This window comes from Paenibacillus sp. FSL P4-0176 (genome assembly GCF_037975265.1).
Taxonomy (GTDB): Bacteria; Bacillota; Bacilli; order Paenibacillales; family Paenibacillaceae; genus Paenibacillus; species Paenibacillus amylolyticus.
In genome coordinates this window covers 3,055,298-3,081,475 of sequence record NZ_CP150242.1, presented here as the reverse complement: position 1 = coordinate 3,081,475, position 26,178 = coordinate 3,055,298, and the positions used below count along the sequence as shown (strand labels likewise).

The window sequence follows — 26,178 nt, the reverse complement described above, 5'->3', positions numbered from 1 at the left end:
GCAAAAAAAGACCCGTCTTCCCTTCTAAGTGCAATGATACCCATACGGAATACCGTGTTTTCTTTGCCCCTATGCAGTGAAACAGGTTTTTAACATATAAATGTAATCGCTTTCCTGAATTATATTATTGCCTTATTCAAGCTGTCAACTGTGAATTGTGCTCAAACATTTTTCGTTAAAACCACGCAAAAAAGGCGCGAGTTCTGCCTGTTTTGCAAGCAAAATTCGCACCTTTTCTCACGCTTCGAGCTTGTTCGCAAGCTCGCACGTGATTCGTAATCAAAAGCGGACTTTTTGAACAACCTCTATTTAGAATACTTTCGTGGTCCACGACTCACAGTTCCACGTCTCCGTAACGACATCACGGTAGAATTCCGGTTCGTGGGAAATCAGAAGAATACTGCCTTTGTAGGCCTTGAGCGCACGTTTCAACTCTTCCTTGGCATCAACGTCCAGATGGTTCGTCGGCTCATCGAGCACAAGCAGGTTGGTTTCATTATTGATCAGCTTACAGAGACGCACTTTAGCTTTCTCGCCACCACTTAGTACAGCTACCTTGCTCTCAATGTGCTTTGTAGTCAAACCACATTTTGCAAGTGCAGCACGCACCTCGAATTGGGTATAGGAAGGGAACTCCTGCCAGATCTCTTCAATACATGTATTGTAGTTGGCATCCTTCATCTCTTGCTGGAAGTAACCAATCTCCAGATGTTCACCACGTTGAACGGTTCCTTCCAGAGCTTGAATTTCACCCAAAATACTGCGCATCAGGGTTGTTTTACCGATTCCGTTCGCACCAACGAGGGCAATCTTCTGTCCACGCTCCATACGCAGATCCAGTGGTCTGGACAACGGTTCGTTGTAACCAATTACAAGACCTTTGGTTTCGAAAATGAGCTTGCCGGATGTTCTTGCATCACGGAAGTTGAACTGCGGTTTCGGTTTCTCCTTGGCGATCTCGATGACATCCATCTTGTCGAGTTTCTTCTGTCTGGACATCGCCATATTACGTGTAGCAACACTTGCTTTGTTACGCGCTACAAAATCCTTGAGGTCAGCAATCTCTTGTTGTTGGCGCTTGTAAGCCGACTCCAGCTGCTGTTTTCTCATCTCATGCACTTCCTGGAAGTGATCATAATCGCCCACATAACGAGTTAGATTCTGGTTCTCCATGTGATAGATCAAGTTGATAACACTGTTCAGGAACGGAATATCGTGAGAGATCAGAATAAATGCATTCTCATATTCCTGCAAATAACGTTTTAACCATTCGATATGCAATTCATCCAAGTAGTTCGTAGGCTCATCCAAGAGCAAAATATCAGGTTTTTCCAGCAGCAGCTTGGCAAGCAGGACTTTGGTACGCTGTCCACCACTCAAATCATTGACATCTTTATCCAGACCGATATCCGTCAGACCCAGACCACGTGCGGTTTCATCCACTTTGGCATCGATCATGTAGAAATCCTGATTTGTCAGTGTATCCTGAATCGTACCCACGTCTTCAAGCAGTTGTTCAAGCTCCTCCGGTGTAACATCGCCCATTTTGCCATACATATCATTCATTTCCTGTTCCATGTCAAACAAATACTGGAACGCGCCGCGAAGTACGTCACGGATCGATTGGCCTTTGTTCAATACAGCATGCTGGTCCAGATAACCAACACGCATCCGTTTGGACCACTCCACCTTACCTTCATCCGGCTGAAGTTTTCCTGTAATAATGTTCATGAAGGTGGATTTACCTTCACCATTGGCCCCGATCAGACCAATATGTTCGCCCTTCAACAGGCGGAATGAAACGTCGTTAAAGATAGCACGGTCACCAAAACCGTGACTTAATTTTTCTACATTTAATATGCTCATTCATGACACCTTTTCTATATAGACTTAATTCTTTGTATATTATAAGCGTTATATCCTGCACAACTCAACGCCATATTAAAAATTATTCCACCTTTTTGTCTGAAATTTGCCTTATATGAAAGTATGGGTTAAAATTTTGCCTTAACGAATTACTATTATATAGAACGGAGCTCTTCGAAGAGCATCAGGTGAAGATTATGATTGAAGTGAAACAATCCAAGTTGGGTGATGGTGGTGAGTTTAACCGCGGGGTATTTGCTACCGTTGATATTGCCAAAGGAACGCTTATCCATCAGGCACCCGTTGTGCCTTACCCAAATGAAGATCATGAGCATGTCGAAAAAACGATTTTGGAAGATTACGTGTTCGAATATGGGGCGAATCATACCGCAATTCTGCTCGGTTACGGCAGTCTGATCAACCACTCTTATGAACCTAACGCTACTTACGATATCAATTTTGATAACCACACCTTTGACTTCTACGCGTATACAGACATCAAAGCTGGAGAAGAAATCGTGATCAATTACAACGGTGAGGAAGACAGTATGGACCCGTTATGGTTCCTGGACGATTACGAGGAGCGTATGCTGGAGTTCAATAAGTCCAATGATGATGAGGTTGAAAAAGAGACCGAACCCCAGTCCCTGGATACGGACACGAGTAAATAAACGTTAAACTCAAGTAAAGTTCGCAAGCACTCTATTGTATGTGCGAAAAGAACTCACTGTACCCGGTGAATGATGAAATGAGTAACTGGAAACTTTTCACAGTCCAAAGTTTAAACACACAAATAAGCAAGTCCTCCGTTAATGGAAGACTTGCTTATTCATGTTGTCTTGCTTTCTAAGCCAGATACACCTGTTCATGTTTTATTGTTTATCGTGCATCTTAACTTGTTTTAATCCGTAATCGGCGGATCTGTATGCAAGTCTTGATCGGGTGTCGTGGATCTCCACTTGGTAAAGGCTACCTCGAACCCTGCACGCTTTGGTGAACACAGAAATGGACCTGCATGTTTGTTCGTTGGATAGGCAAACCGTGCAACCCGAATTGTACGCCAAGGATGCTCATCTGTGCGAGCACGAATGACAACAGCCTCATTACTGTAGGAGGCTCTGATTGTTACGATTCGTCCACCCCACTCTGGCACAGGAGAGAGTGACCAATCGGAATACGTATCCGTCACGACGGCTCCAACATGTGCCACGCCATCATTGACCTCAACTCCGGCCTTGATCCATTGGTCTTCTCCATACCATAACATCAATCCCGCCTGATCATATAATTCGGTGAATGAGCTTAGATCAAACGATACCTCAATCGCTTCCGTTCCGTCCCATGGAGCAAGCATGGCATGTCCATCCCGATGACAGAACCCGTAGAATGTGTTCTCCCAGAAGTCACTGCCTTCCCGAGCTTCCACAACGAAACGATCCCCATCCATCCGTGCAGCAACGGGTTCCTTAGTCCACTTGCCTTCATGAAGCCCAATAAAATCCGATGACATCGTTATTTTCATCCTTCCTTCCATCCCAAAGGGGAGTTCATCACCACTTCATCACTTCTAAATTAAAGAACCCAGATCCGATGCAGCAGTAGGATATGCAAAATTCATGGTGTTTAACTGATCGATAGTCAGATTGAACTGAATCGCCATTGCAAAAAGGTTAATCAATTCTTCTGTTTTGCTCCCGAGCACATGTGCGCCCAGAATACGCCCGGTTGATTTGTCGATCACCACTTTGGCCATGGCAAATTTTTCATGAGTTCGTTTGTAAGTATACCATTTCGACATATCATTTACCTGCACCTCGTAGCCCTCTTTCTTGGCTTGTTCCGTGCTCATACCTACAGCTCCAAGGGCAGGGACAGTAAACACAATGGAAGGCATCACCTTATAATTAGGTTTGTGTTGATTTCCCTCCAACAAATTGAACGATACAGCCCGGGATTCCTGACCTGCTAACGGGGTTAAAGGCAACCCTTTTGTATCCGTTACATCGCCAGCAGCATACACTCTCGGATTACTATCACTTTGCAAGTACTCGTTCACCGTAATCCCCTTTTTGCTGTAGCTGACGTTGGCTTTCTCCAATTCCAGCCCATCCACATTGGGAACACGCCCGGCTCCATGAACGACAAGTCCGCACTGCCACTGGTGATCTGCACCATTACGTGTGCCATGAACGACATAGGCGTTCCCCTCTTGCCGTATGGACTTCACCTCCGCGTTCAAGTGAACATGAATGCCGATCTCTTTTGATTTTTGCAGCAAAGATTCTACAAGCTCCGCATCAAACGACTTCAGAGGCTGTTCACTCCGATGCAGGATATGAACTTCCGTCCCGGCTCTAGCCGCAATATGCGCAAACTCAAATGCAATGTATCCACCGCCTACCAGAACTAAACGATCCGGCAGCTGTTCCAGATCCAGAAAGTCATCACTATATATAAGATGCTCCGAGCCCTCAATCTCAAGTGGCGCAGGTCTTGCACCGGTAGCAATCAGAATGTGTTTCCCATGGAGAACTTCTTCACCAACTCGAATATGATTTTCATCGACAAATGAAGCTTTACCATGGAACGTATCCATTCCGGCCTGTTTGAATTGATCTTCACTTGCTCTAGGTATGCTCTCGGTAAAGGTGCGTTTAAAGGCCATAAGTTCAGACCAGTTGATGGTCGCCTGTCCCTGAATTCCTTTCCCTTGCATCCGTTCATTCCAGTCAATCAGCTCAGCCGCTCCAGCCAGCACTTTCTTGGGATCACAGCCACGAAGTGCACACGTTCCGCCGAACTCACGTTCATCAATTACAGCAACTCTCCAGCCAGCTTCAGCGCAACGGGTGATAACAGAGCTTGCCGCGCTTCCTGTTCCAATTGCAATCAAGTCATACGTTTCTTGTGTCATCATGGTTCCTCCTCATCCTTTTGGTGCATCTATTGCAGGGATGCCTGAAGTTACAGCAATCCAGCCTGTTTAAGGTACTCTGCTGCAACCTGTTCAGGATTCTCTCCCTCTACGTTCACGTCATAGTTCATCTGACGCATCTCATCATCCGTAATTTTGCCAGCAAGCTGATTCAGCACCTCAACCAGTTGTGGATATTGATCTGCCGTTTCTTGACGAAGCATCGGCGCGCCTTGATACGGTGGAAATAACTCCTGATCATCCTCCAGCACAACGAGTTCATATTGTCTCAACTCACTGTCGGTGGAGTAAGCATCAACGAGATTAATATCTCCGCGCTGAAGAGCACCATAGCGAAGCTTGGGTTCCATTGTTGCAACGTTCGGGAATTCAATCCCATACTTTTTCTGTATGCCAAGGTATCCGTCTTCCCGATCCGAGAATTCAAGTGTGAATCCTGCTTTGATCTGCTGTTCAACCGGTTTGAGATCCGAAATGGTCTTGAGATTGTATTGATCTGCGATGTTCTTTGGAACGGCCAACGTATACGTATTGTTGTAATCCATTGGGTTCAGCAGCACCATGTTGAACTGGCTTAACATTCCGTCTCTTGCTTGTTCGTAGACCTCTGTTCGATCCGTACTCACAGCCGTTTCCTTCATGAATTCGGAGATCGCTGTCCCCGTGAATTCGGGATAGATGTCAATATCACCCGACTTGAGTGCATTGAAAAGGAATGGTGTTTTGCCCAATCCGGGTTTTAGTTCAACGGTCAGGTCTGTGTCTTTTTCGATTAACAATTTGTACATATTAATGAGAATTTCGGGTTCCGCCCCCAATTTCCCGGAAATGACGAGATCCTTCTGACCACCACGTGCCACGAAGGGAATGGTAATCACAAGTATCGCGATTATTGCCAGCGAACCAAGGGTAACCAATGTTTTCTTAAAGGATAACCGCTGGAACTGACGCAATAGTGCATCAAACAAAATAGCCAGCAAGGCAGCCGGAATGGCTCCAAGAATGATCAGTTCCGTATCGTTCCGATCAATGCCCAGCAAGATTAATGCACCCAAACCTCCTGCGCCGATCAAGGCAGCAAGTGTCGCCGTTCCTACAATAAGCACCATCGCGGTCCGAATTCCGGCCATAATGACAGGCATCGCCAGTGGCAGTTCCACTTTGATTAGACGTTGCCAACTATTCATGCCCATCGCATTCGCCGCTTCGACCATGGAAGGATCAACTTCGGATATGCCTGTGTACGTGTTGCGGAGTACCGGAAGCAGCGCATACACCACCAGTGCAATGATTGCAGGAAGTGTGCCTATGCCGAATAACGGGATGAGCAATCCGAGAAGCGCCAAGGAAGGTATCGTCTGCAACACAGCCGTAACCCCAATAATCGGTTCAGCGACTTTTGGCTTGCGTGTCAAGTAAATACCAAGCGGAATAGCGATGAGGACAGCAAAGAACAATGCGATAAATGAGATCTGAATATGTTCCAGCAGAGCAGACAACAACTGACCTTTGCGCTCACTGAACACCTCCGTGAATCTACTCATGTCCTTCACCTCGTTCCTGTAACTGACCAGACCAGTATTTCATCAGATCAACTCGACTGATCTCGCCAATAATCTGGCGGTTACGTTCAACCAACAGATGGTCATGGGAAGCCATGATATCAACTAATTCCGTTAACGTAATGGATGCAGGAACGGCAGTTTTGGCTGATTTTGGCACCTGACCCGGTGAGAGTGGTGACATGATGGATTCGAGATCAAAATCAGATTGTGAACTCGTATCGGTGTTAGGACTTCCAACAAATTCACGTACGAAATCATTAGCTGGCTGTCGGATCAGTTCTTCCGGGGTACCTACCTGCAAAACCTGTCCATCCTTCATAATGCAGATGCGATCCCCCAGCTTCATCGCTTCCTGAATATCATGGGTGACAAACACAATTGTTTTTTTCATCTGACGCTGGATATCCAGAATATCGTCCTGTAATTTCTCCCGACTCATTGGATCGAGTGCACTGAACGGTTCATCCATCAAAACTATCTCGGGATCGGCAGCGAGTGCACGCAACACACCAATTCTCTGCTGTTGACCTCCGGATAACTCGGACGGTTTACGCTCACTGTACGTATCTCCGTGCAAACCCACCATGTCCAGTAACGTATGTACACGCTCCTTGATTTGATCTGACTTCCACTTTCGCAGTTCAGGAACAACTGCGATATTTTCGGCAATTGTCATATGCGGGAATAGTGCAATCTGTTGCAGTACATATCCTATATTCCAGCGCAATTCGTGAATGTTGTATTCATCGATTGGGCGTTCATTAATACGCACTGTTCCATCTGTTCGCTCAATCAGGCGATTGATCATTTTGAGCATGGTGGTTTTGCCACATCCACTCGGACCAATCATGACAAACAGTTCTCCCTTGTTAATGTTGAGGTTAACCTGACGCAAAGCCGTTGTTCCATCAGGATATTGTTTTGATACATTTTCGAACTGAATCATTCGCTCTCTTCGCCCCTTTATCTAGGGCGTGTTTCAGACACGCCCTAACATTCATCTTCATCTATTTCCCCAAAAGTGTGTTCGTATAATCACTGCTTTCCTTAGTGTCCTTTGTTAGGGAGAGATCCATATTTGAATCAACGATGTCAACATGCTGGTAGACATGCAAAAAGACGGGCACTAGGCACCGTCTTCTCATAATATGAAAATATTTCTTCCATTATTTCCATACTTCCATATGATTCTGAATAAATTGCTCGAATGAAATCGGGTTATTCCCCGTTAATTTTTTCACCGTATCCGTCGTTTGATCTTCTCTCCCCTCCTCCCGGATAGGCACATCCAGTCCTGCGAGGGCAGCAGCGTATTCTTCCGACATTCCTGTGCGAATCATGCTGTTCCTCAATTCATCATCGGACAAAGATTCATGCTGGATGGACTGACCCAGTACACGGCTCAAGACGTCTGCAACCTGTCCATAGGACAACGTCTCCGGCCCTGTAATAATATGCTCCGTATTATGAGGAACAATATCCGTCAGAGCATGGAACGCAACTGCCGCGATATCATCTGCACTAACAAATCCAATTTTCCCTTCACCCGTAGCACTGTATATTTTCCCGAGTTGTTTCGTCGTCTCCCGATGCGGTCCCTCCGTAAAGTTCTCCATAAAATAGGAAGGCTGCAATACAGCCCACTCAGGAGCATGGGCTTTTATATACTGATGTACTTTGCCAAAAATAGGACCATCTCCATCAATTGAAGCACTGCCAAGCAAGACAAATCGCTTAATGCCGCTCCATAATGCTTCCTTGATGAATGGAATCATGACGTCTTCTGGGCTCATATCCATTGCTGGCACAACAAGGTACACCTGATTCACATTTTTCAGCGCCGGCGCATATGTCTCGGAATCATACCAATCAAAATAGACATAATTATCGGCAGAACCAGAAAGAGATGGTTTAGTTCTTCCTGCCAAACGCACCGGATATTGATACTTTTGAAGTATGGCCGCAACACGGCTTCCTGTCTTTCCATTAGCTCCGGTAATAAGTGTCAACGGTTTATCATTGATCATGTTTACTTCCCCCCAAGTCCGATTCCAGTACAATCATCGGATTCCAATAGTCTTTATAATGTGTAATTTTTCCATTAGAGTGGCTCACTACAGAGATGTACGTTTGGTTGTATGGCTTGCCTGTAACTAATGAACGCCCTTTACAAGTAAATTCAGCCACAAACTGTTGTTTCGTGGAATCAGCCAAGATCACCGGTTCAGAAAACTGCTGAATTTCAATCATCCCCAGTAGATTATGAAGATGATTCGTAATTGCGGCTTTGCCTTCCAGTTTCTGAGGATATCCTGCTGGTGCATATGGGAATTCGAAAATAGCGTCAGATGTATATAGCTCCAACCATTGTTCTAGTTTTCCCTCCAGTAGCAATTGAGTAAATCCATGCATGATCCGATACGGTATATTATTGCCCGCTTCCAACTGCTGAGATTGTGTCATCCTTATTTCCTCCTTCAGTTTGTTTGGTGTTCTTTTTCCAGACCAATCGGTCTATAATAGTCAAAAAATAAACGCCCTAAGCGTCCATTTTCAAGAAAACGTAAAGAATTCTTACTCAAATCATGTAAAACGTTAATCCATAGCCCTTAGGGTCATCTGTACAAAATCCCGCAGCGCTTCTGTGCTTGCACCGCTCTTAGCCGTAAAGGTCAATGAGAGTCGGGAATAATTCAGAAAACGGGCAAGCCCGGGCAATTCTTCCTCTGCGTGCTTCAATTCGCCGCTCCTCTGGCCTCGTAACAGCGCAGTATGAAAAACATCTTCCATTTGTTGGTTAGTGGTTTGAATAAAGACGGCGATTTCGTGATTTTGTGGTGCCTGTTCAACCGCGCTATTAATGATGAAACATTCATTACGACGTTCGTTGTCTGTCAACACGTTAACCGCTTCGTTGAACAACTCCGTCATGCCTTGCCTCACATTTGTACATTCATTTAATAGTCTGATCCCCGCCTCTGTCTTCTGCTGAATATAGAATTTAAGAGCAGAGACAAATAAATCATGTTTAGTTCCGTAGGTGTCATACAGGCTTTGCCGCGCAATGCCAAGTTCACTCAGCAGTAAGCTCAAAGATGTACCTTCATAACCGTACGCTCCAAATACAGACGTTGCTTTTCTTAGAACAGTCTCCGTGTCGAACTCCTTGGCTCTTCCCAATTTAAGACCTCACCTCCCTATTCATTAACTAAAGAATACCTTTTCTAGACTGATCAGTCAAGAAAATAAATGCTTTGATTTTTGCCAAAGTGGTATAATGGGAATAGAAGCTGAATGAATTCTTTTACTATTTACCAACCATGACCACATATAAAGGAGTGTACCTATATGTATATTCAAATTACAGATTTGGCTGCAAAACGATTGACGGAAAGCCTGAATGACCAACCTGGATATTTCAAAGTGATCTATGACTTGGAAGGTTGCGGATGTAACGGAGTTATCGCTATTATCATTGTTGATGAACTTGCGGCTCTCGACGCGCAGATTGAAACCAATCTGGTTCCGTTCTATGTTGATCCGAAGCAGCAGCTGAACCTTGAACAACACATGAAGCTGGATACAGAAGAGAATTATCCTTCTTTCAAATTAAGCAGTGATTCTGGTGTGCTCAGCGCCAACGTTCGCGTTCGTGACACCCGTGCTGTAACTGCGGGAAGCTCCGGTGGATCTGACGCCTGCATGTTGTAACACAGTCTCCAGCATACTTGGAGTAATCTAGCATTATCTCTCTTCACATCAAAAGCCGTTGCATCTTATGCAACGGCTTTTTTAACGTGCTTTTCTTTATATGCCTCTATCAGAGTTGAAGAAGAATCTAGCAAACTTTGTTTACAACTCGGAAACAATTGGAGAACCTATGGATATAATCCTCTAGTATACTCGGTATATAGATTCATATATTCCGAGGAGGAACACACATCATGAAACCTTTTACTCGTAAATCCATCATATCTACAATTCTCATAGGCTCTGTTGTAGCAGGTTCTGCATTTACTACGTTTCCCATCACTTCAAGCCTGAATCCTGTCGCGTCTGCTGCAAGCTCTAGCTTCACTCAATTTCTGCATGATAATGCACCTGGTCGTACGATCAAAACGATTAAAAATGTCGCAACTGTGACCAATGTGTCCAGTACGGTTGTACTTGTCAATAAAAAGAGAAATCTGCCTTCAACTTATGCACCTCAAGATTTGGTTGTACCTAATATTCCTTTTAGCTTCTCAGGTTCCAGTCCGAAGAAACAAATGCGTAAAGTGGCTGCAACCGCGATTGAAAAATTATTTGCGGCTGCCAAAAAAGACGGCATCGATATCAAAGCGGTGTCTGGCTATCGCTCTTATGCGACCCAGAAATCGATCTTTGACCGTAATGCCAGCATCAAAGGTGAAGCTGTTGCCAATAAAACAAGTGCTCGACCAGGACAAAGCGAACATCAAACGGGTCTAGCCATGGATATCTCCAGCGCTTCGGCCGGTTACGATCTTCAGCAAAGCTTTGGCAACACCAAAGAAGGCAAATGGCTGAAAGCCAATGCCCACAAATACGGCTTCATCATCCGTTATGGCAAAGATCAGGAGAAATTGACTGGTTACTCCTATGAGCCATGGCATGTACGTTATGTAGGGGTATATATTGCTGGTGAGATTACCAACCAGAAACTTACGCTGGAGCAGTATTTGGAACGTGCCAAATAAGGCAAGTTTGAACCCAAAGCGTAGACAGTTATGTGATTAGATAAAAGAAGCGTGACTATAGATAACATGACTGAAGGAGAAGATGGGGCCGCAACTGGCCCTCTTCTGCTTCAATTTTTCATTTACACACTTCATCATGTCCCAACGATTTTTCTAAAGACCAGTGGCAGTCTCTTCAGACCTTCTGTTCCAGCCCAAGAGCCTACTCCAGCAAGTATTACATTATGGCACAAATAAAGTGCGACATTGTACACGATAGGGCCTAGAATAATCTCCACGACTACAAAACGTTTTAACGTCGAAGATTGGATCACATATACCCGAAATTCATGAGGGTCATGTCCTCCCATATACTTTGCGATCAATGCTTTCATGAATCACCTCTAGTGTTTTATTTTAGCGTATGGCAGACGATCCTTGTCTTATTCTAAAATAATACTTACATAAAGTAACTAAGTGTGTTATAGTCAGTTTATAAATCATACATAAGCGAGGGGAAACTACCATGAGTGAGTTGGAGAATCTAGTCAAAAACCGTAGATCAGCCGTTATATTTGAAGAAGGAATTGAAATTTCGGATTCGGAACTGCAAGAGATGTTTGCCCTGAACAAATTTGCACCATCTGCCTTTAACCTGCAACACACGCACTATCTTGTGATTAAAGACGAGGAACAGAAAGAGAAAGTCTATGAGGCTTCCCAGCAATATAAGGTAAAAACAGCTTCTGCAGTCATCGTGGTATTGGGCGACGTCAATGCGCATCATCATATCCGCACGATTAACGAAGGCCTGCTGAACCTGGGCGCTCTTACTCCGTTCCAATACGAGCAGGAATCCCAAAGTGTCACCGAATTTTACGAATCTCGCGGCAGATTCTTCCAACGTGAGGATGCGATTCGCAATGCCAGCCTGTCTGCCATGCAATTGATGCTGATCGCTCAGGATCGCGGTTGGGACACTTGTCCAATGATTGGTTTTGACTCGGAAGAACTGCAACGGAGTCTGGAAATCCCTAACCATTACGTACCGGTTATGCTGATCACCATCGGCAAAAAGTCGGAAGCCAAACAGCGCCCGCGCGGTTACCGTAAACCAATTAACGAATATGTTAGCTTCAACAAAATGCACGCTGAGTAACATATAAAATGACAAACTAGTTCAATGATAAAACAAAAAGCCACGATCTCGTGGCTTTAATTCGTTCGAATAGGTTTCATCCTATCCTTTAATACGATTCATAGATGAGTCTTTCAGACATTTGAAGTCTGCCGTCAAACTCCGCATATAGACAAAGTCGACCAGCAGGAGTATCGCTTGCGTCATACCCTACTTTAAAGTGACACCTTCCTGAAATTCCACTTCAGTCATAACCAATTCATTCACATCCTCATATGGATGGGCTTCTCCAATGAGTTGAAGTGTCCGCTACTTCAATGACAGGAGTGAGCACTTCCATAGCTGCTTTGGTAGGTACACTTGCTGTAACTACAAGCTCTCTCCCCTTATACGGCACGGTTACAATATAATTGATCAACGAAACATTGTATTGAAAAGTTCCAACCCCCGGCACCACACAATCCGGTTCTGTAATCAGGTTGTCCGCATATTGAAGTCTCTCCAACATGGGATTTTGTTTAGAATCCCGCTCCGCAAGTTTATTTTACGAGCAGTAGAGCTCTTCCAGTTGTTTATTGTGAATGATGTCCAGCTTCGTGATGCGGTTATTAAAACATCTTAAAATTTTTCAATGCTGGATTATGGCTGATATCCAACGCAGTTAAATGATTATGATTACTTGATTTCGACAGACCAACCGGGATTATCCACTGTATCAATTTTCACATCGTATGAATGCTCCCAATCACCATTACAGTTCTCATGATACCAGTTTTGAAGCCATTTTAATGTGTTCATCATCTCTACCTCTTCTTAGGAATCTCATCTGGTCTAGCTGGTCTAACGCTCCTGGTATTGATTTACCATTAACATGAGGTGTTGGTACATTTTGTTTTGTTAATTTGTTGATGTGACCCTTCCCGATTAGTGATCTTGATTGTCTCAATTTTTCTGCTCTATATAACAAATACCAAAACCTAAACGACCATTCCCCCGTAGAATACTGAGAGAAAATTCATTTAGTGCTTATACTATTAGTAACAGTCTAGCTTAAACTAATTTTGCATATAGAGCTTTATATCAATTTATATATAAATTTTAAACGAACAAAGTTAACTTGCACAAATTTTGTTAACATTCAAATGTTTTCAAATTAAGTAGAGAAATATATCAACCCTATCTAAGAAAAAGTGTTAAAATATTCTAAGAATAAATTATATAAATCGAGGTGAAAGAATTTTGAAGAAAAAAAAAGCATTTTACGCATATTCTAGTAGTAGTTCTGAACACATAATTAAAGCTATCGCAGAAATTAATGAAGTATCTAATGAAGTAAACATTACATCATGGGAAGATTTTTCAATCAGTGGTAAACCCATTATAACTAACATTTTAAAAGCAATTGATGAATGTGACTTGTTCATGTGTGATCTGACGTATTTGAACAATAACGTATTGTATGAGCTTGGTTATGCAATAGCTAAGAAAAAGGCTATTTGGATTTCAGTTAATTCAACCCATACTAATGCTGCTACCAACTATAAGATGTTTAATCTTATTACTGGAATTGGGTATTCTGTATATCAAAATGCAATTGAACTTCAATCAATTTTTTATTCAGATATTCCTTATGAACATACAGATAAGCCAACCATAATTTTCAATGATCCTGATATTAACCGTAATCTCTTATACTTAAAGTGTGAGGCAGGGACTAGTTCTTCTAGCTTACTACATACATTAGTTCAAGAAAAATCCAAGCTTCCAGTAAAAATTGACGATCTTTCTGAGGCAATTCAGCCACTAAATTGGTACCTTAAGTTTCTCCCTCATTCATTTGGAGTGATTATACATTTCCATAAACAAAATAGTGAAATTGAAGGAGAGCATGATTTGGCGCGAAAATCAATGATAGCAGGTCTTGCAAAAGGACTTAAAATTCCTTTTATATTACTTGCTCATCATCCTTTTGTAGCTCCTCTTGATTATCATGAAGATGTTAAAACTCACTCCACTCCATCTCAGTGTGAAGAGATTGCTAGAGAGTGGTTGTCACCTTTAATTGATGAATACCAAACTATGGTGGACGAACATAAAACCTTCAAAGCTGACCAGTCTGCAGTTGGTCAGTTGAACAACCTAATAGTTGGCGACTATGTAGCAGAAAATGAGTCAAAAGATTTAACAGAATATTTTCTCGAAACTGCAGAATATAATGAAGCACTAAAAGCCCAACAAATATTATTCGTTGGACGAAAGGGAACTGGGAAAACAGCAAATTTAATAAAACTTAAGAAGACTCTATCTGATGACAGAAGGAATTTTGTAGTGTCTATTCAGCCACAAGGTCATGAGTTTGAGGGTGTCCTTGATATTATGGAACAACTTCGTGCTAACTCAGAGCAAGGAAATTTTATTGAGAGTATTTGGAAATACCTTATATATACTGAAATTTCAAAACAATACTATGAATGGCTGGATAGTCAGCCTTTACATTACGAGAAGACAAAGGCAGAAGAAGAGTTTGAATTATATGTTAGTAACAATTCTCGAATTATAAATGCAGATTTCACATTGAGATTAGAAAATGCAGTTAAGGAACTAAAAAAAGTTAACGTCGGAGACAGTATTGATGAGCAACGAAAAAAAATAAGCGAATACTTACACTCTAGTATGCTTACACAACTAAGAAGACACTTAGGTTCTACCCTTCAAAGAAAGGAAGGTGTAAAAATATTAATTGATAATTTAGATAAAGGTTGGAATGATAGTGCAAATCTTAGTAGTTTAAGCGATTTATTATTAGGATTGCTTAATGTTGTTCAAAAAATCACTTCTGAATTCCAAAGAAACACTTATAAACATGAGCCTGTAAATGTATCATTAATCGTATTCTTAAGAAGTGATATCTTCTCAAGAGTAATGAGCTTAACACCCGAGCGGGATAAAATCGCAACTAAACATCTAGATTGGACGGATTCACAACTATTATTTCGAGTAATTGAAAAAAGAATTAATTATAGTAGTAATGGAATTACTAGCCCAGATTCATTCTGGAATGACTACTTTTGCAGTACAGTAAAAGGAAAACCGCTAAGAAAGTATATACAAGAATTAATTATACCACGACCGCGAGACATCATATTCTTATTTAAAATGGCACTTCAAGAGGCTTTAAACAATAACCATAGCAAGGTAACTGAAGCAGATTTCATTGCGGCAGAATATGCATATTCTGAGTATGCATTTAGTTCTTTGCTTCCTGAGAATGGAAAGAGAATAAGAAACTTAGAAGCTATTCTTTTTGAATTTGCAGGGCAATTTGAAATAATCAACCATGAGGAACTATTGCATTGTATTACTATGGCTACGGAAGCTCCTAATGAATTAATAGAGATATTATGTGAAATAACTTTTATCGGTCAGGAGACAATGCCCAATAAATTTGAATTTTTCAGTGAGAAGAGACCTTCCCAAATTACTAATAAGCTAGCTCAGAAATTTGCTGAGCGCTCAGGTAAACCTAAAAGGTATAAAATTAATCCTGCATTTCATGAATATTTAGGAATATCAAAAGAATAAACCATATTTTGGTCTTTCACCTTATATCATAAAATATAAGTGAGTGTTTCGTTAAACGGCCGAAACAACTTGTTAAAATTTGAACTTTACTCCTTTATTAGCTATGTCTTACAAAGTAATAAATTCAGTTTTCAAGGTGATTCTTAAGTAGTACCATAATGAACGGCAAAATATAAGCCACAGGTCACCTCAATAAAAATATTATAACTTGCTAAATCCTAGTCTCTGACAGAAATCGCGAAGGTATTATTCCATGTAATTTTTGATGAGTGTCTTTTATCTTAACTTTTGATGCAAGGAGCCCTACTAAAAGATGAAAAAACCAACCATTTTTTTTAGCCATTCTAGTAAAGATAAGGAACCAATGCTTGAAATCAAAACCAAATTGGATTCCATTACTGGTGGAGTACTGGATATTTTCCTTTCAAGCGATGGTGAAAGCATCCCCTTTGGAAGTAACTGGGTACACAAAATTGAAGACGGTTTAAAGCACGCTTCAGTGATGTTTGTGTTTGTGAGCCCTAATTCAATTTCTAGTAGTTGGATCTATTTTGAAGCAGGTTTTGCATACTCAAAAAGTATTGATGTTATCCCTGTAGGAATTGGCATTGATGTAGCCCTTTTAAAAGCACCTTTAAGCTTACTCCAAGGATTCAACATTACTTCAGGTGATGGGCTTAATAATTTTATTTCAGTAATAAACAAAAAGTTCGAATATCGCTTTAAAGAGAGTTTTTCAGATGTTGATTATGCGAATATGCTTGCTTATCAGAATGGATCGTCTGTATTTGATTTGCGAGATGTTTTTAATACGATTCATTATGAATTGCTAACAGAGTACGGGGATGGGAACGGCGGAAAAGTTACATATAACGTCGAATTGTATTTCGAGAACATAAAACAATACCTTATTACGCACAATCTAAGGTACGCATACGCCCCGAATAAAGATAAGTTAACTATTCTAGTGTATGGAATCAAAATAATCTACACAATTGGGAAAAAGCAAGATGAGAAAGGTTCCATATATCAAAGTGAACTGGGTAAAGTTACTTTTATTATTTCTCCTTATAATTTCGAGAAATCATTCAATCTGTTTTTGGAACTCTCTCAGTTATTTTCGGAAAAAGACTGGATTTACCTTAAATTCGGTACTAAACAAGGATATTCTTTCATAACGCAAGACGAGCATCTAGCTTCTGTCTTCTCTATGTATCCAGATGAGTTCGGATTTGCTGAGGATCGTGTTGGAGTCTTTACTTATCTTGATAAAGATATGAGGTTCATAATATATGACCAAAATAATAGGACTTCGAGAGAAAGAAAATATATTCTTAATTTATCCTTTAATCCTCATAATATAGTCTACCGTGATATTCAGAATTTCTTATATTCGTTAGTTCAAAAAGAGGTAATTCATAATCTTAATCAGAAATAATATTAAATAATTGGCTTTTTAGTAGCAGCACAACACATAGAATAATTTTTTTGACAATATTCTAAACTAAGGGGTGATTTATGGATATTCTACAAGAAGAGTATATCAGCCGGAGATTAGAGGGACAAATCAATTGGTATGACCGTATGAGTATGTCTTGCCAGAGTAAATATAAATGGTGGAAAGTTGGAGAAATTGTTGCAGCTACTCTTATACCAGTTTTAACAAGCTTAACAACCAACAATCAGTGGATTGTGATTATAATTGGTGTGTTGGGCGCAGGTATAGCATTTGTGGAGGGCCTTTTAAGTTTGCAAAAATACCATGAAAATTGGATTGAATATAGAAGTGTATGTGAAACACTTCGTCAAGAAAAGTATATGTTTCTTACTAGGACCGGAATTTATAGCGTTTCAGAGACTCCATTTCAACTATTGGTCGAACGGGTTGAGAGTGTTGTTTCTAAAGAAAATGTTAATTGGGCCAATTTGCATTCTAATGAACAAAGAAGTCAATACCAGAAACCAACAAATTCTACTCAGATTGATTTGACGGATCCATGATATCATGGAAAACTTCTATTTTACGTAGTTTTCATGAGAAAATATAGGCTCCAAAATTTGAAGATTTACTAAAAGGCGGGCCTTATCTGGCTAGATAAATAACAGGTACTTCTAATTATTTGTTGCTTCCTACTCTCATTCGATTCCGGTATGGTATCTAATCGCCTTTCTAGCATCATATGTTAATTAAAAACGTACTTGTTAGAGTACGTCGTTACTCAAACTAAAACGTGTAATTCTTTTAGTAATGCTTCAGCAAACTTGATAATATCTTCTTGCTGTTCATCCGTTGCATTTTCCATTACTGCTGTACATGCAGGCTGCAGATTTAATAAGAAAAGGATATGTATTCCGATTGCCCGTGCTATTACCTGATGCTTCTCAATTTCATCCAAACATTCTTACAGATAAATGCTTCTGTACCATTTACATACAGCTGCAATCCCCAGGACAACTCCCTTAGGCAGATCGATTGGATCTTTCATAATCAGAATTCCTTCACCTGTGGCAATGCTAAACAAGTCACCTGATTTATATTGGTTGACCAACGCCAACGCTTTATCCAGTATATATGATGTTATCATAATATCCCGCTCCCTATGATCAATGTGGCTTTTATTTATAGTACTAAAGGATCTTGTGAATAATGATTGAAGTTTTAAACGCATAATTTATCTCTCGCCTACAAGGACTATTTTATTAAATCTGACTACACTATTAAACATATTCCTGTCCAGATAAACACCTATTCGTTAGGACACCCCCCCTTCTATCGAGACGACATCAATAACAAAATGGTATTGGTACATACATAAAATCCTTACAGAATGCAGGTTATTAAATTTTGATCTTCCAACTTTTCTGCATACGAAAATGGATAGGCAAAAAAAAAGAACCTACTACAGTAAATAGGAACTTAGAACTATAAATTTAATATTATGTACTCTCTCTCTAACATCTAACGTTACAGAAACTTGACTGATACTTATTTAGAAGAAGTACTTTTTGAAACGATTGAAGAAGATTGGTTCTACTATATTGTAAGGGTTGATGTGTTTCACGGCGCTGGTGGAGCAACAAATTTAGAATATATACTAGATTGCTTCAAAGATTGGTCTTCAAATCAGGAGTAAAACGAATTCCCTCCAGGTTCACACAGCTTGTAATGTCCAGGTAGGATATTAATTGCTAGCGCTTATATTAGCGCATTTTGGAATGTAATCAATTGGAGCGAGGTAAATAAGCATTACGAATTGGCAATCAAACAAAGCATTGATTCCAACTTCATCATTTCATAAATTCAAGTCTTCAACTATGCTGCTAAGCGTATGACCAAAAGGAGAAGAGCAACCTCATTAGAGATTGCTCTTCTCCTTTTTCACTACTCATATTAGAAATTAAAATGCCCAGTTGCCTTTGCGGAACACCGGTTCGATCGTACCATCCTGTAACTCACCATCGATATCCAACTCAGCGGAACCGATCATGAAATCAACGTGAGTCAAGCTCACATTGCATTCATGCTTCAGCAACTCTTCGTTAGACATCGTTGTGCCATCTTTCATGTTGAATGGATACGCACTTCCCACAGCCAAATGGCAGGATGCATTTTCGTCAATACCCGTATTGTAGAAAATGCGATTCAGGTTGGAGATTGGGGAGTCATGTGGTACGAGTGCGACCTCACCCAGATAACGTGCTCCTTCATCGGTGGCAAACAGGTTCTTCAAATGCTCTTCACCGGATGCTGCCGTAAACGCTACAACCTGTCCATCCTTGAATGTGATTCTCATCTGGTCTACAAGTTGTCCGTTCAGGTTCAAAGGCATGGTACTGCTGACATATCCATTCACTCCGCTGCGTTTAGGCATGGTGAATACTTCTTCAGTTGGCATATTGGCAACGGTGTATACACCTTGTTTATTTTCGCTACCACCGCCACCCCAGATGTGGTTGTGGACCAATTCAATTTTCAAATCTGTACCTGGCGCACGGTAATGCAGGCTCTTATAGTTCTTTTTATTCAGGAGATCACTCATGGTATTCAGGGTATCCAGATGTTCTCTCCAATTTTGTACGGCGTCTCCGCCATCTACACGGTTCATTTTGAAGATCGTTTCCCACATCACGTTGATTCGGTCTTCTTCCGGGATGTCGGCAAATACTTTGTTCGCCCAGGCCTTGGTCGGTGCTTTGATCAGACACCAGCTAATTTCATGGTTGCGTGTGTATTTGGCATATCCGCGACGTGCGTGTGCAGCTGCCTTGGTAGCACGGGAAACGCTGTCGGAGTCAATTCCGTTATACAGTTCAGGATCTGGAACTTTGATCGTCAGGGTAGCGCCGCCTGCTTCTGCAAACTTCTCCATCATATCCGCTTTCCACGCTGGATAATAGTCAAAGCTGTCATTGGAACCATGCTCAAAACGACTGCGGGTAATGTTGTCGTCATCGAAGTCCACCTGTACATAGTTTGCACCAGCCGCATAGGCTTTTTGCACAATCAGACGTGTGAATTCAAGCGTTTCGATGGGGGCAGTGACGAGCAGATCCTGTCCTTTTTGAATATTCACGCCAACTTTAACAACTAGTTCTGCGTATTGTTCCAATGACTTTTCAAAGGTCTGTTCAAATTGACTCATGGTTGTGTTCACTCCTGTTTCATATATTATGGCATGGTTTGCAAACTTGGGATCTGTTGAGTGGCCGTTACAGCGAAGGATCGTTCTTTAGATCGTCGTTGTCTCCAAATTTTCTTCATCGTATTTTTCAAAGGTTAAAATTCGGAGACAAATACGACCGCTTTCGCTTCTACAGAATCGATTCCTTCTCTTTCACTACGCAGGCACAATCCCCAAAATTTCATCTATACAAATGATCTAACCATTACGTTTTTCTTGTTCGCGCAGTTCGATCCGGCGGATTTTACCAGAGTTGGTCTTTGGCAGATCCGTAACAAATTCGATCTTACGTGGATATTTATACGGTGCTGTAATTTCCTTGACGTGGTGTTGCAGTTCACGCATCAGTTCCGGTGAAGCCAGTGAATCGTCTCTCAACACGACAAAAGCTTTGACAATATTGCCACGGATCTCATCCGGACTTGCAACCACCGCACATTCCTTCACACTCGCGTGTTTCATAAGTGCTTCTTCCACTTCAAATGGTCCAATCGTATAACCCGAACTGATGATGATATCGTCACTGCGACCTTCAAACCAGAAGTATCCTTCTTCGTCTTTGCGTGCACGGTCCCCTGTTACAAAATAATCGCCACGCTGACTCGCTTCCTTCCGTCCCTCATCCTGATAATAGGACCGGAACAAAGCTGGCATCTCTTTGTGTACCGCGATATCTCCTACTTCACCCGGAGGCACAGGTTGTCCCTCATCGTCAATAATTTCAATCAATCCAGGTGTAATCGACTGACCCATGGAGCCAATGCGTACAGGCGCATCTTTGAGACTGCCGATTAACAACGTGCTCTCGGTCTGTCCATATCCGTCTCGAATAGTCAGGTCGAAGTGACGCTGGAAGATTTCAATGACTTCCTGATTGAGCGGTTCACCCGCTGAAACAGCACTGCGCAGATGGGACAGGTCATAATGTCCAAGATCATCGGCTTTGGCCATCAACCGATATTCCGTTGGTGTACAGCAAAGGACATTAATTTGATGTTCTTGCATCAGTTCCAGGTAACGCTTGGGCTGGAATGATCCATTGTAGACAAGTCCAGTCGCGCCTCTTCCGAGTACCGACAGGAACGGACTCCAGATCCATTTTTGCCAGCCAGGTGCAGCCGTTGCCCATACGGTATCTGAAGGTTGGATATCCAGCCATAATGAAGAAGCGATCCGCAGGTGGGCATATCCCCAACCGTGGCTATGTACAACTCCTTTGGGATTACCTGTTGTGCCCGAAGTATAAGCAAGGATAGCCGTATCATCACGATGAGTCTCCACCGCAGCCATCTCATCGGGTTGATTCTGCATTAACTGATGCACATTGACCCAACCTTCAGCAGGTACGCTAACTTCTTCATTCGGTGATGCCACGATGCGATGTGCCAGTGACGGCAGATCCGCGTCCATCTTTTCCACTTCCGAGGTCGTCTCGGACCATACAATAACAGCCCGCGCCTCAGAGTGACGCAGACGATATTCCAGATCTTTTGCCCGTAACATCTCGGAGGAAGGAATAACGGCAATCCCCAATTTCAGACAAGCAATATAAATGACATAGGCAATAATACGGCGTGGTACCATGACCAACACCCGATCACCCTTCTCTAGTCCAAGTTCACGCAGACCTCCAGCAAGACGATTCGCCTGCTTGAATAAATCACCATACGTGATCTCTTCCACCTCTCGTTGATCGCTGAGCCATCTAAGTGCAATCCGCTCTGATGGATGATTCTCCATCTCGGATGTCAGGTTATAGCTTTCAGGCGAAATCCACTGTTCAAAGTTCAAATGGAGCCTCTCCTTCGTAGTTCAATTGTAAAGCTTCTATATATTATACCCTAAATCCTAGGACCAGGTGCTATGAACTAGGTTCATTCTGAAAAAAATAAACATAGGTCAATTAATGAACTATTATAATAGATCTTATCCTATAATGAAAATGACATATACAAAATGGCGCCTTCCTGATTGATCAGGTAGGCGCCATTTTCATTCTTCACTTATATTACATTAGTTTTCCCTAACTATAATTTTCACACAGTCCAGACTGTGTATTTTACCACGGATAATTACCCATTCCGTCCAAAATGCTTTCGATCTCATTCAACTCTTCCGTTGTCAGATCCGGTGCCTGGAGGGCAGCGACATTTTCTTCAATCTGGGACACACGGCTTGCACCAATTAATGCAGAGGTTACACGGTTACCACGCAAAATCCAGTTCAGAGCCAGTTGGGAGATCGTCTGCCCTCTTCGCTCGGCAACTGCCTGAAGCGCATCGAACTTGGCAATCCGTTCGTCTGTATATGCTTCTTTTTTCAAATTGCCTGTTGGATTGGCGCGTTCTTCCTTGATCTTGTCGACATATTTATTCGTCAACTGACCGCGGCCGAGTGGACAGAACGCTATGGAGCCTACGCCCTGCTCATCCAGTACGTCTTGCAGACCGTCTTCAATCCAGCGATTCAGCATCGAGTAGTTTGGCTGATGAACCAGACATGGCGTACCCAGACGACGAAGAATGGTTACCGCTTCTTGCGTCTGTTCTGCATTATAATTGGACAAACCTACATACAGTGCTTTACCTTGTCGCACGATATGATCCAATGCCGTCATCGTTTCTTCCAATGGTGTATCCGGATCTGGACGGTGATGATAGAAAATGTCCACATAATCCAGTCCCATCCGACCAAGACTTTGATCGAGACTGGCAATCAGGTTTTTGCGGGAACCCCACTCACCATAAGGCCCACTCCACATATGGTAACCGGCCTTCGATGAGATGAGCAGTTCATCCCGGTAAGGACGAAGATGTTTTTTGTAAATCACGCCAAAGTTCTCTTCCGCTGATCCTGGAGGTGGACCATAGTTATTCGCCAGATCGAAATGGTTAATTCCGAGGTCAAAGGCACGCAAAATCATTTCTTCCTGAATATCCAATGTACGGTTGCCACCAAAGTTCTGCCATAGACCCAGCGCAATTTGCGGAAGTCTGATTCCGGATTTGCCGGAACGTACATATTTCATCTCATCATATCGTTGTTCACTCGCAGTATAGGGCATCGTTATTCTCACTTTCCTGTAAGGTTTGTTGAATTCCTTTTCATCTTAGACATTTTCCTGGCTAAACGATATGGCATTTCACTTTGAACATATGGAATAATGATTGTTATCTATATATACTAATGTTAAATAATTAATCTTTTTAGCTATTTAGTATGTTAAAATGCAAGATGAGACAAAATCGTACAGGAGTGAATACCCTTGATTACGTATATGTTCAAAAACAATCATTTTCAGGAGCTACAGCTCCTTCATTATGGTACGGAAGCCTGTACACCAGGCCACCACTTTGGCCCAGCCATGAGAGACTATTACAAAATTCATTATATTCTGAATGGCAAAGGTACCTTCGAAGTTGGTGGCAAAACGTATACCCTGTACAAAGGTCAAGGATTTCTGATCGTTCCGCATTCCGTCGTGCATTACGAAGCAGATCAGGATGACCCATGGGAATACAGCTGGGTTGCTTTTCAAGGCAGCAATAGTCCATCCTTTTTACAGCAGGCCTGTCTGTCCGAGCATCACCCGATTTTTGAGTTGGGTAATGAGGATGACGAGATGCGATCCTGCCTGCACCGAATGATCAATTCCCGCAATACCCATAAAGGCTGGGAGATTAGCATGACTGGTTTGTTGTATCAATTCTTCTCTATTTTGATTGATCAGGCTAATTCCGAGCATCTTCAACCCATGCCGGATTATTCGAAGGAAACGTACGTTACGCAGGTAATGGACTTCATTGAAATGAACTATGCCAATGCCGTTACCGTTCAGTCCATCGCGGCCCATGTCGGTTTACAGCGCAGTTACCTGTGCTCTCTCTTCAAGGACCAGATGGGAAGCAGCATCCAGTCGTATCTGGTTCATTACCGGATGCGCAGGGCTGCCGAATTGACCCTTGATCCCGGCCTGACCATTGGTGATATTGCCCGTTCTGTGGGCTATACGGATCAATTGCTTTTCTCCAAAATGTTCAAAAAAGTGATGGGTGAAGCGCCCACCTACTACCGCAAACATAAAACAGCACCCTCCCAGTTAAGTTGTTAATTGGGAAGGTGCTGTTTGTGCCAATCGTTTATCCTTACAGTCGTGATTCCTTACATTCTATACGTTGGTTTATACCGTCTCCGGCATGGATATGCCAACAACTTGCACTTTGATTTCATCGACCATAACGCCGGCTAATTGTTCTACAGCCTGTTGAACATTATGTTGAAGTTCACGGCAGACCTCGTGCATCTTGTTGCCATATTGAATATTGATGCGCAGCTGGATGGTTGCCTGATCGTCTTTGACGTGTACGTCAATCCCTTTTTGCAGGCTCTTGCCGCTGATACTCTTGGCAATCCCTTCAGTCAGTCCAACCGACATGGAGGATACACCAGCCGTTGATTGAGCGGCCATTCCCACGATCTTGGATAACACATCGTTCGAGATGTGAATGGTACCCATTTGAACAGATTGAGGTGCGATATATTCAGGTTCATTGTATTGTTTTTCGATAATTTCAGACATGTGCTCCACTCCTTCGAATAATTAAATTCTATGCATTCTGCCATTTGTCCTTAAAGAACATGTTATAGATTCGAACCAAAAGAATTTTTACGATCATATAAACCGGGATAATAATCAGGATGGCAATAATTCCACCCAGGTCGCCTGCACCCAACACCAGAATGATGGTCGTGAGCGGGTGAATATCCAGCTTTTTGCCGAATACGTACGGTGCAACCAGGTTGTCCTGAATCTGCTGAGCAACAAGAATAATAATCAGAGACCAGATGGCAACTGATGGTGATACCACGAGACCCATGATCACAATAGGTACGGACGACACAATCGCTCCGATGAATGGAACAAAGTTCATGATGACCGCAATTACCGTGAGCAGTAATGCGTACGGCAGTCCAATGATCAAGAAACCGATATACATCAGTACACCCAGCGCCAGATTCACCAAAACTCTTCCCACAATAAAACCACTCAACGCCTGATCAATCTCAATTACGACTTCACGGCTGTCCTTTTGGAAGCGTTTTGGAGCGATATGTGCCAATTTACGACCAAATTTCTCGCCTTGTAACAGCATATAGAACAAAAGGATCGGTAGTGTAAACAAGATGATCGCAAAACTGGAAACGAGTGAGAAAAATCCACTTACATAGTTAGTTACAAAGTTAAATCCTTTGTTGATATACTCCGTGATCTGGGAGAAAGGTGTCGAGCCCTCAGGGAACAAGGCCTGAATGGCACCATTTTGCTCCAGCTCTCTCAGCTGTTCACTTAATGAATTAATTAAACTTGGTGCGTTATCAACCAGATTGATCAGTTGCTCACGTAACGATGGCCATAAACCAATGATGAAGAACACTCCCAGAATAGCAATAACCAGATAGATTAGCAAAATACTTAGCGTGCGATTTATTTTCTTTTTCTCCATATAATTCACAAGCGGCCTTAGCAGATAATAAAAGAACACCGACAACATCATTGGCACGGTAATGACCGTGATCATGGTGACGAGCGGCTGAAAGATGAAGCTTACACGTGATAATAAATAGATATTAACCAATATCAGCGCCAGTGCAATACTGAACCGGACAAACGTATTTACTTTGAACAAAATATTTCCCCCCACATGGACATTTC

The 26,178-nt window shown here is 42.1% G+C and carries 26 protein-coding genes; 8 read left to right on the top strand and 18 right to left on the bottom strand.

The window, feature by feature from the left end; all coding sequences use genetic code 11:
* Window positions 1–309: 309 nt before the first annotated feature.
* On the bottom strand, window positions 310–1,866 hold the full coding sequence (locus MKY95_RS14225; protein ID WP_017688769.1) for an ABC-F family ATP-binding cassette domain-containing protein: 1,557 nt from the start codon (window positions 1,864–1,866) through the stop codon (window positions 310–312).
* Between the two features lie 197 nt (window positions 1,867–2,063).
* Here MKY95_RS14225 and MKY95_RS14220 point away from each other — a divergent pair, with 197 nt between their 5' ends.
* Window positions 2,064–2,537 (top strand): SET domain-containing protein, encoded by a 474-nt coding sequence (locus tag MKY95_RS14220; RefSeq protein ID WP_047842741.1) that lies wholly within the window; start codon window positions 2,064–2,066, stop codon window positions 2,535–2,537.
* 230 nt (window positions 2,538–2,767) lie between these two features.
* On the opposite strand, the gene MKY95_RS14215 is transcribed toward MKY95_RS14220, so the two are convergent.
* From MKY95_RS14215 to MKY95_RS14185, 7 genes are all read right to left on the bottom strand, one after another.
* A complete protein-coding gene (locus tag MKY95_RS14215) occupies window positions 2,768–3,388 on the bottom strand; it encodes a DUF1349 domain-containing protein (RefSeq protein ID WP_235193804.1) in 621 nt (206 codons plus the stop codon).
* Window positions 3,389–3,433: 45 nt separating this feature from the next.
* Window positions 3,434–4,780: an NAD(P)/FAD-dependent oxidoreductase gene (locus MKY95_RS14210; RefSeq protein ID WP_339199966.1), complete on the bottom strand. Its 1,347-nt coding sequence runs from the start codon at window positions 4,778–4,780 to the stop codon at window positions 3,434–3,436.
* A gap of 50 nt (window positions 4,781–4,830) precedes the next feature.
* Window positions 4,831–6,345, bottom strand: a complete 1,515-nt coding sequence (opuFB, locus tag MKY95_RS14205) for an osmoprotectant update ABC transporter permease/substrate-binding subunit OpuFB (protein WP_127545642.1) — start codon at window positions 6,343–6,345, stop codon at window positions 4,831–4,833.
* Window positions 6,338–7,312, bottom strand: coding sequence for an ABC transporter ATP-binding protein (locus MKY95_RS14200; RefSeq protein ID WP_282321621.1), 975 nt, complete (start codon window positions 7,310–7,312; stop codon window positions 6,338–6,340). The genes opuFB and MKY95_RS14200 overlap by 8 nt, the downstream gene beginning before the upstream one ends.
* A 220-nt stretch (window positions 7,313–7,532) precedes the next feature.
* Window positions 7,533–8,393, bottom strand: coding sequence for an ergot alkaloid biosynthesis protein (locus MKY95_RS14195; protein ID WP_339199299.1), 861 nt, complete (start codon window positions 8,391–8,393; stop codon window positions 7,533–7,535).
* Window positions 8,383–8,829, bottom strand: a complete 447-nt coding sequence (locus MKY95_RS14190) for a nuclear transport factor 2 family protein (protein ID WP_339199296.1) — start codon at window positions 8,827–8,829, stop codon at window positions 8,383–8,385. The genes MKY95_RS14195 and MKY95_RS14190 overlap by 11 nt, the downstream gene beginning before the upstream one ends.
* Window positions 8,830–8,961: 132 nt before the next feature.
* Complete coding sequence (locus tag MKY95_RS14185) at window positions 8,962–9,546, bottom strand: TetR/AcrR family transcriptional regulator (RefSeq protein WP_339199293.1); 585 nt, start codon at window positions 9,544–9,546, stop codon at window positions 8,962–8,964.
* 168 nt (window positions 9,547–9,714) lie between these two features.
* Between MKY95_RS14185 and MKY95_RS14180 the strand changes: the two genes are divergently transcribed.
* Both MKY95_RS14180 and MKY95_RS14175 read left to right on the top strand, forming a co-directional pair.
* The gene (locus MKY95_RS14180) at window positions 9,715–10,077 is read left to right on the top strand and encodes an iron-sulfur cluster biosynthesis family protein (protein WP_076214772.1); all 363 of its coding nucleotides are present in this window, start codon (window positions 9,715–9,717) and stop codon (window positions 10,075–10,077) included.
* 233 nt (window positions 10,078–10,310) lie between these two features.
* A complete protein-coding gene (locus tag MKY95_RS14175; RefSeq protein WP_076214769.1) occupies window positions 10,311–11,084 on the top strand; it encodes a M15 family metallopeptidase in 774 nt (257 codons plus the stop codon).
* Window positions 11,085–11,218: 134 nt separating this feature from the next.
* Here MKY95_RS14175 and MKY95_RS14170 read toward each other — a convergent pair whose 3' ends face one another.
* Window positions 11,219–11,458, bottom strand: coding sequence for a hypothetical protein (locus tag MKY95_RS14170; RefSeq protein ID WP_243391427.1), 240 nt, complete (start codon window positions 11,456–11,458; stop codon window positions 11,219–11,221).
* 131 nt (window positions 11,459–11,589) lie between these two features.
* Here MKY95_RS14170 and MKY95_RS14165 point away from each other — a divergent pair, with 131 nt between their 5' ends.
* Window positions 11,590–12,222 (top strand): nitroreductase family protein, encoded by a 633-nt coding sequence (locus MKY95_RS14165; protein WP_076214767.1) that lies wholly within the window; start codon window positions 11,590–11,592, stop codon window positions 12,220–12,222.
* Window positions 12,223–12,472: 250 nt separating this feature from the next.
* Here the strand turns inward: MKY95_RS14165 and MKY95_RS14160 are convergent, their stop codons facing one another.
* On the bottom strand, window positions 12,473–12,709 hold the full coding sequence (locus MKY95_RS14160) for a hypothetical protein (RefSeq protein WP_338708673.1): 237 nt from the start codon (window positions 12,707–12,709) through the stop codon (window positions 12,473–12,475).
* Window positions 12,710–12,876: 167 nt separating this feature from the next.
* Window positions 12,877–13,002 carry an Imm53 family immunity protein gene (locus tag MKY95_RS14155; RefSeq protein ID WP_338708672.1) on the bottom strand — a complete coding sequence of 42 codons (126 nt, stop codon included), beginning with the start codon at window positions 13,000–13,002 and terminating at the stop codon, window positions 12,877–12,879.
* Window positions 13,003–13,440: 438 nt separating this feature from the next.
* Here MKY95_RS14155 and MKY95_RS14150 point away from each other — a divergent pair, with 438 nt between their 5' ends.
* The 3 genes from MKY95_RS14150 to MKY95_RS14140 all read left to right on the top strand — a co-directional run bounded on the left by MKY95_RS14150 (window position 13,441) and on the right by MKY95_RS14140 (window position 17,784).
* Entirely contained in the window at window positions 13,441–15,783 is a 2,343-nt protein-coding gene (locus MKY95_RS14150) for a hypothetical protein (protein ID WP_338708671.1), read from the top strand.
* A gap of 313 nt (window positions 15,784–16,096) precedes the next feature.
* Window positions 16,097–17,221 (top strand): toll/interleukin-1 receptor domain-containing protein, encoded by a 1,125-nt coding sequence (locus tag MKY95_RS14145; protein WP_338708670.1) that lies wholly within the window; start codon window positions 16,097–16,099, stop codon window positions 17,219–17,221.
* Between the two features lie 80 nt (window positions 17,222–17,301).
* On the top strand, window positions 17,302–17,784 hold the full coding sequence (locus MKY95_RS14140; protein WP_338708669.1) for a DUF4231 domain-containing protein: 483 nt from the start codon (window positions 17,302–17,304) through the stop codon (window positions 17,782–17,784).
* Window positions 17,785–18,002: 218 nt separating this feature from the next.
* On the opposite strand, the gene MKY95_RS14135 is transcribed toward MKY95_RS14140, so the two are convergent.
* From MKY95_RS14135 to MKY95_RS14115, 5 genes are all read right to left on the bottom strand, one after another.
* Window positions 18,003–18,179 (bottom strand): hypothetical protein, encoded by a 177-nt coding sequence (locus MKY95_RS14135; protein ID WP_338708668.1) that lies wholly within the window; start codon window positions 18,177–18,179, stop codon window positions 18,003–18,005.
* A 6-nt stretch (window positions 18,180–18,185) separates the two neighbouring features.
* On the bottom strand, window positions 18,186–18,368 hold the full coding sequence (locus MKY95_RS14130; protein ID WP_338708667.1) for a hypothetical protein: 183 nt from the start codon (window positions 18,366–18,368) through the stop codon (window positions 18,186–18,188).
* An 813-nt stretch (window positions 18,369–19,181) separates the two neighbouring features.
* Complete coding sequence (locus MKY95_RS14125; protein ID WP_036608587.1) at window positions 19,182–20,426, bottom strand: aminopeptidase; 1,245 nt, start codon at window positions 20,424–20,426, stop codon at window positions 19,182–19,184.
* Window positions 20,427–20,663: 237 nt separating this feature from the next.
* Entirely contained in the window at window positions 20,664–22,256 is a 1,593-nt protein-coding gene (locus MKY95_RS14120; protein ID WP_339199287.1) for an acyl--CoA ligase, read from the bottom strand.
* Window positions 22,257–22,524: 268 nt separating this feature from the next.
* Window positions 22,525–23,529: an aldo/keto reductase gene (locus MKY95_RS14115; protein WP_091016774.1), complete on the bottom strand. Its 1,005-nt coding sequence runs from the start codon at window positions 23,527–23,529 to the stop codon at window positions 22,525–22,527.
* Between the two features lie 201 nt (window positions 23,530–23,730).
* On the opposite strand from MKY95_RS14115, the gene MKY95_RS14110 reads away from it, so the two are divergent.
* Entirely contained in the window at window positions 23,731–24,576 is an 846-nt protein-coding gene (locus MKY95_RS14110; RefSeq protein WP_339199284.1) for an AraC family transcriptional regulator, read from the top strand.
* A 69-nt stretch (window positions 24,577–24,645) separates the two neighbouring features.
* Here the strand turns inward: MKY95_RS14110 and MKY95_RS14105 are convergent, their stop codons facing one another.
* Complete coding sequence (locus MKY95_RS14105; RefSeq protein ID WP_047842725.1) at window positions 24,646–25,044, bottom strand: Asp23/Gls24 family envelope stress response protein; 399 nt, start codon at window positions 25,042–25,044, stop codon at window positions 24,646–24,648.
* Window positions 25,045–25,072: 28 nt separating this feature from the next.
* A complete protein-coding gene (locus MKY95_RS14100) occupies window positions 25,073–26,152 on the bottom strand; it encodes an AI-2E family transporter (protein WP_127546990.1) in 1,080 nt (359 codons plus the stop codon).
* Between the last annotated feature and the right edge of the window lie 26 nt (window positions 26,153–26,178).

What these genes read in the sequence shown, in the direction of transcription:
- MKY95_RS14160 (WP_338708673.1), bottom strand. Translation starts at nt 12,709, where the DNA reads ATGTTGGAGAGACTTCAATATGCGGACAACCTGATTACAGAACCGGAT.
- MKY95_RS14140 (WP_338708669.1), top strand. Translation starts at nt 17,302, where the DNA reads ATGGATATTCTACAAGAAGAGTATATCAGCCGGAGATTAGAGGGACAA.
- MKY95_RS14125 (WP_036608587.1), bottom strand. Translation starts at nt 20,426, where the DNA reads ATGAGTCAATTTGAACAGACCTTTGAAAAGTCATTGGAACAATACGCA.
- MKY95_RS14175 (WP_076214769.1), top strand. Translation starts at nt 10,311, where the DNA reads ATGAAACCTTTTACTCGTAAATCCATCATATCTACAATTCTCATAGGC.
- MKY95_RS14195 (WP_339199299.1), bottom strand. Translation starts at nt 8,393, where the DNA reads ATGATCAATGATAAACCGTTGACACTTATTACCGGAGCTAATGGAAAG.
- MKY95_RS14130 (WP_338708667.1), bottom strand. Translation starts at nt 18,368, where the DNA reads ATGATAACATCATATATACTGGATAAAGCGTTGGCGTTGGTCAACCAA.
- MKY95_RS14115 (WP_091016774.1), bottom strand. Translation starts at nt 23,529, where the DNA reads ATGCCCTATACTGCGAGTGAACAACGATATGATGAGATGAAATATGTA.
- MKY95_RS14165 (WP_076214767.1), top strand. Translation starts at nt 11,590, where the DNA reads ATGAGTGAGTTGGAGAATCTAGTCAAAAACCGTAGATCAGCCGTTATA.
- MKY95_RS14170 (WP_243391427.1), bottom strand. Translation starts at nt 11,458, where the DNA reads ATGAAAGCATTGATCGCAAAGTATATGGGAGGACATGACCCTCATGAA.
- MKY95_RS14190 (WP_339199296.1), bottom strand. Translation starts at nt 8,829, where the DNA reads ATGACACAATCTCAGCAGTTGGAAGCGGGCAATAATATACCGTATCGG.
- MKY95_RS14220 (WP_047842741.1), top strand. Translation starts at nt 2,064, where the DNA reads ATGATTGAAGTGAAACAATCCAAGTTGGGTGATGGTGGTGAGTTTAAC.
- MKY95_RS14210 (WP_339199966.1), bottom strand. Translation starts at nt 4,780, where the DNA reads ATGACACAAGAAACGTATGACTTGATTGCAATTGGAACAGGAAGCGCG.
- MKY95_RS14225 (WP_017688769.1), bottom strand. Translation starts at nt 1,866, where the DNA reads ATGAGCATATTAAATGTAGAAAAATTAAGTCACGGTTTTGGTGACCGT.
- MKY95_RS14215 (WP_235193804.1), bottom strand. Translation starts at nt 3,388, where the DNA reads ATGAAAATAACGATGTCATCGGATTTTATTGGGCTTCATGAAGGCAAG.
- MKY95_RS14105 (WP_047842725.1), bottom strand. Translation starts at nt 25,044, where the DNA reads ATGTCTGAAATTATCGAAAAACAATACAATGAACCTGAATATATCGCA.
- opuFB (WP_127545642.1), bottom strand. Translation starts at nt 6,345, where the DNA reads ATGAGTAGATTCACGGAGGTGTTCAGTGAGCGCAAAGGTCAGTTGTTG.
- MKY95_RS14180 (WP_076214772.1), top strand. Translation starts at nt 9,715, where the DNA reads ATGTATATTCAAATTACAGATTTGGCTGCAAAACGATTGACGGAAAGC.
- MKY95_RS14145 (WP_338708670.1), top strand. Translation starts at nt 16,097, where the DNA reads ATGAAAAAACCAACCATTTTTTTTAGCCATTCTAGTAAAGATAAGGAA.
- MKY95_RS14200 (WP_282321621.1), bottom strand. Translation starts at nt 7,312, where the DNA reads ATGATTCAGTTCGAAAATGTATCAAAACAATATCCTGATGGAACAACG.
- MKY95_RS14155 (WP_338708672.1), bottom strand. Translation starts at nt 13,002, where the DNA reads ATGATGAACACATTAAAATGGCTTCAAAACTGGTATCATGAGAACTGT.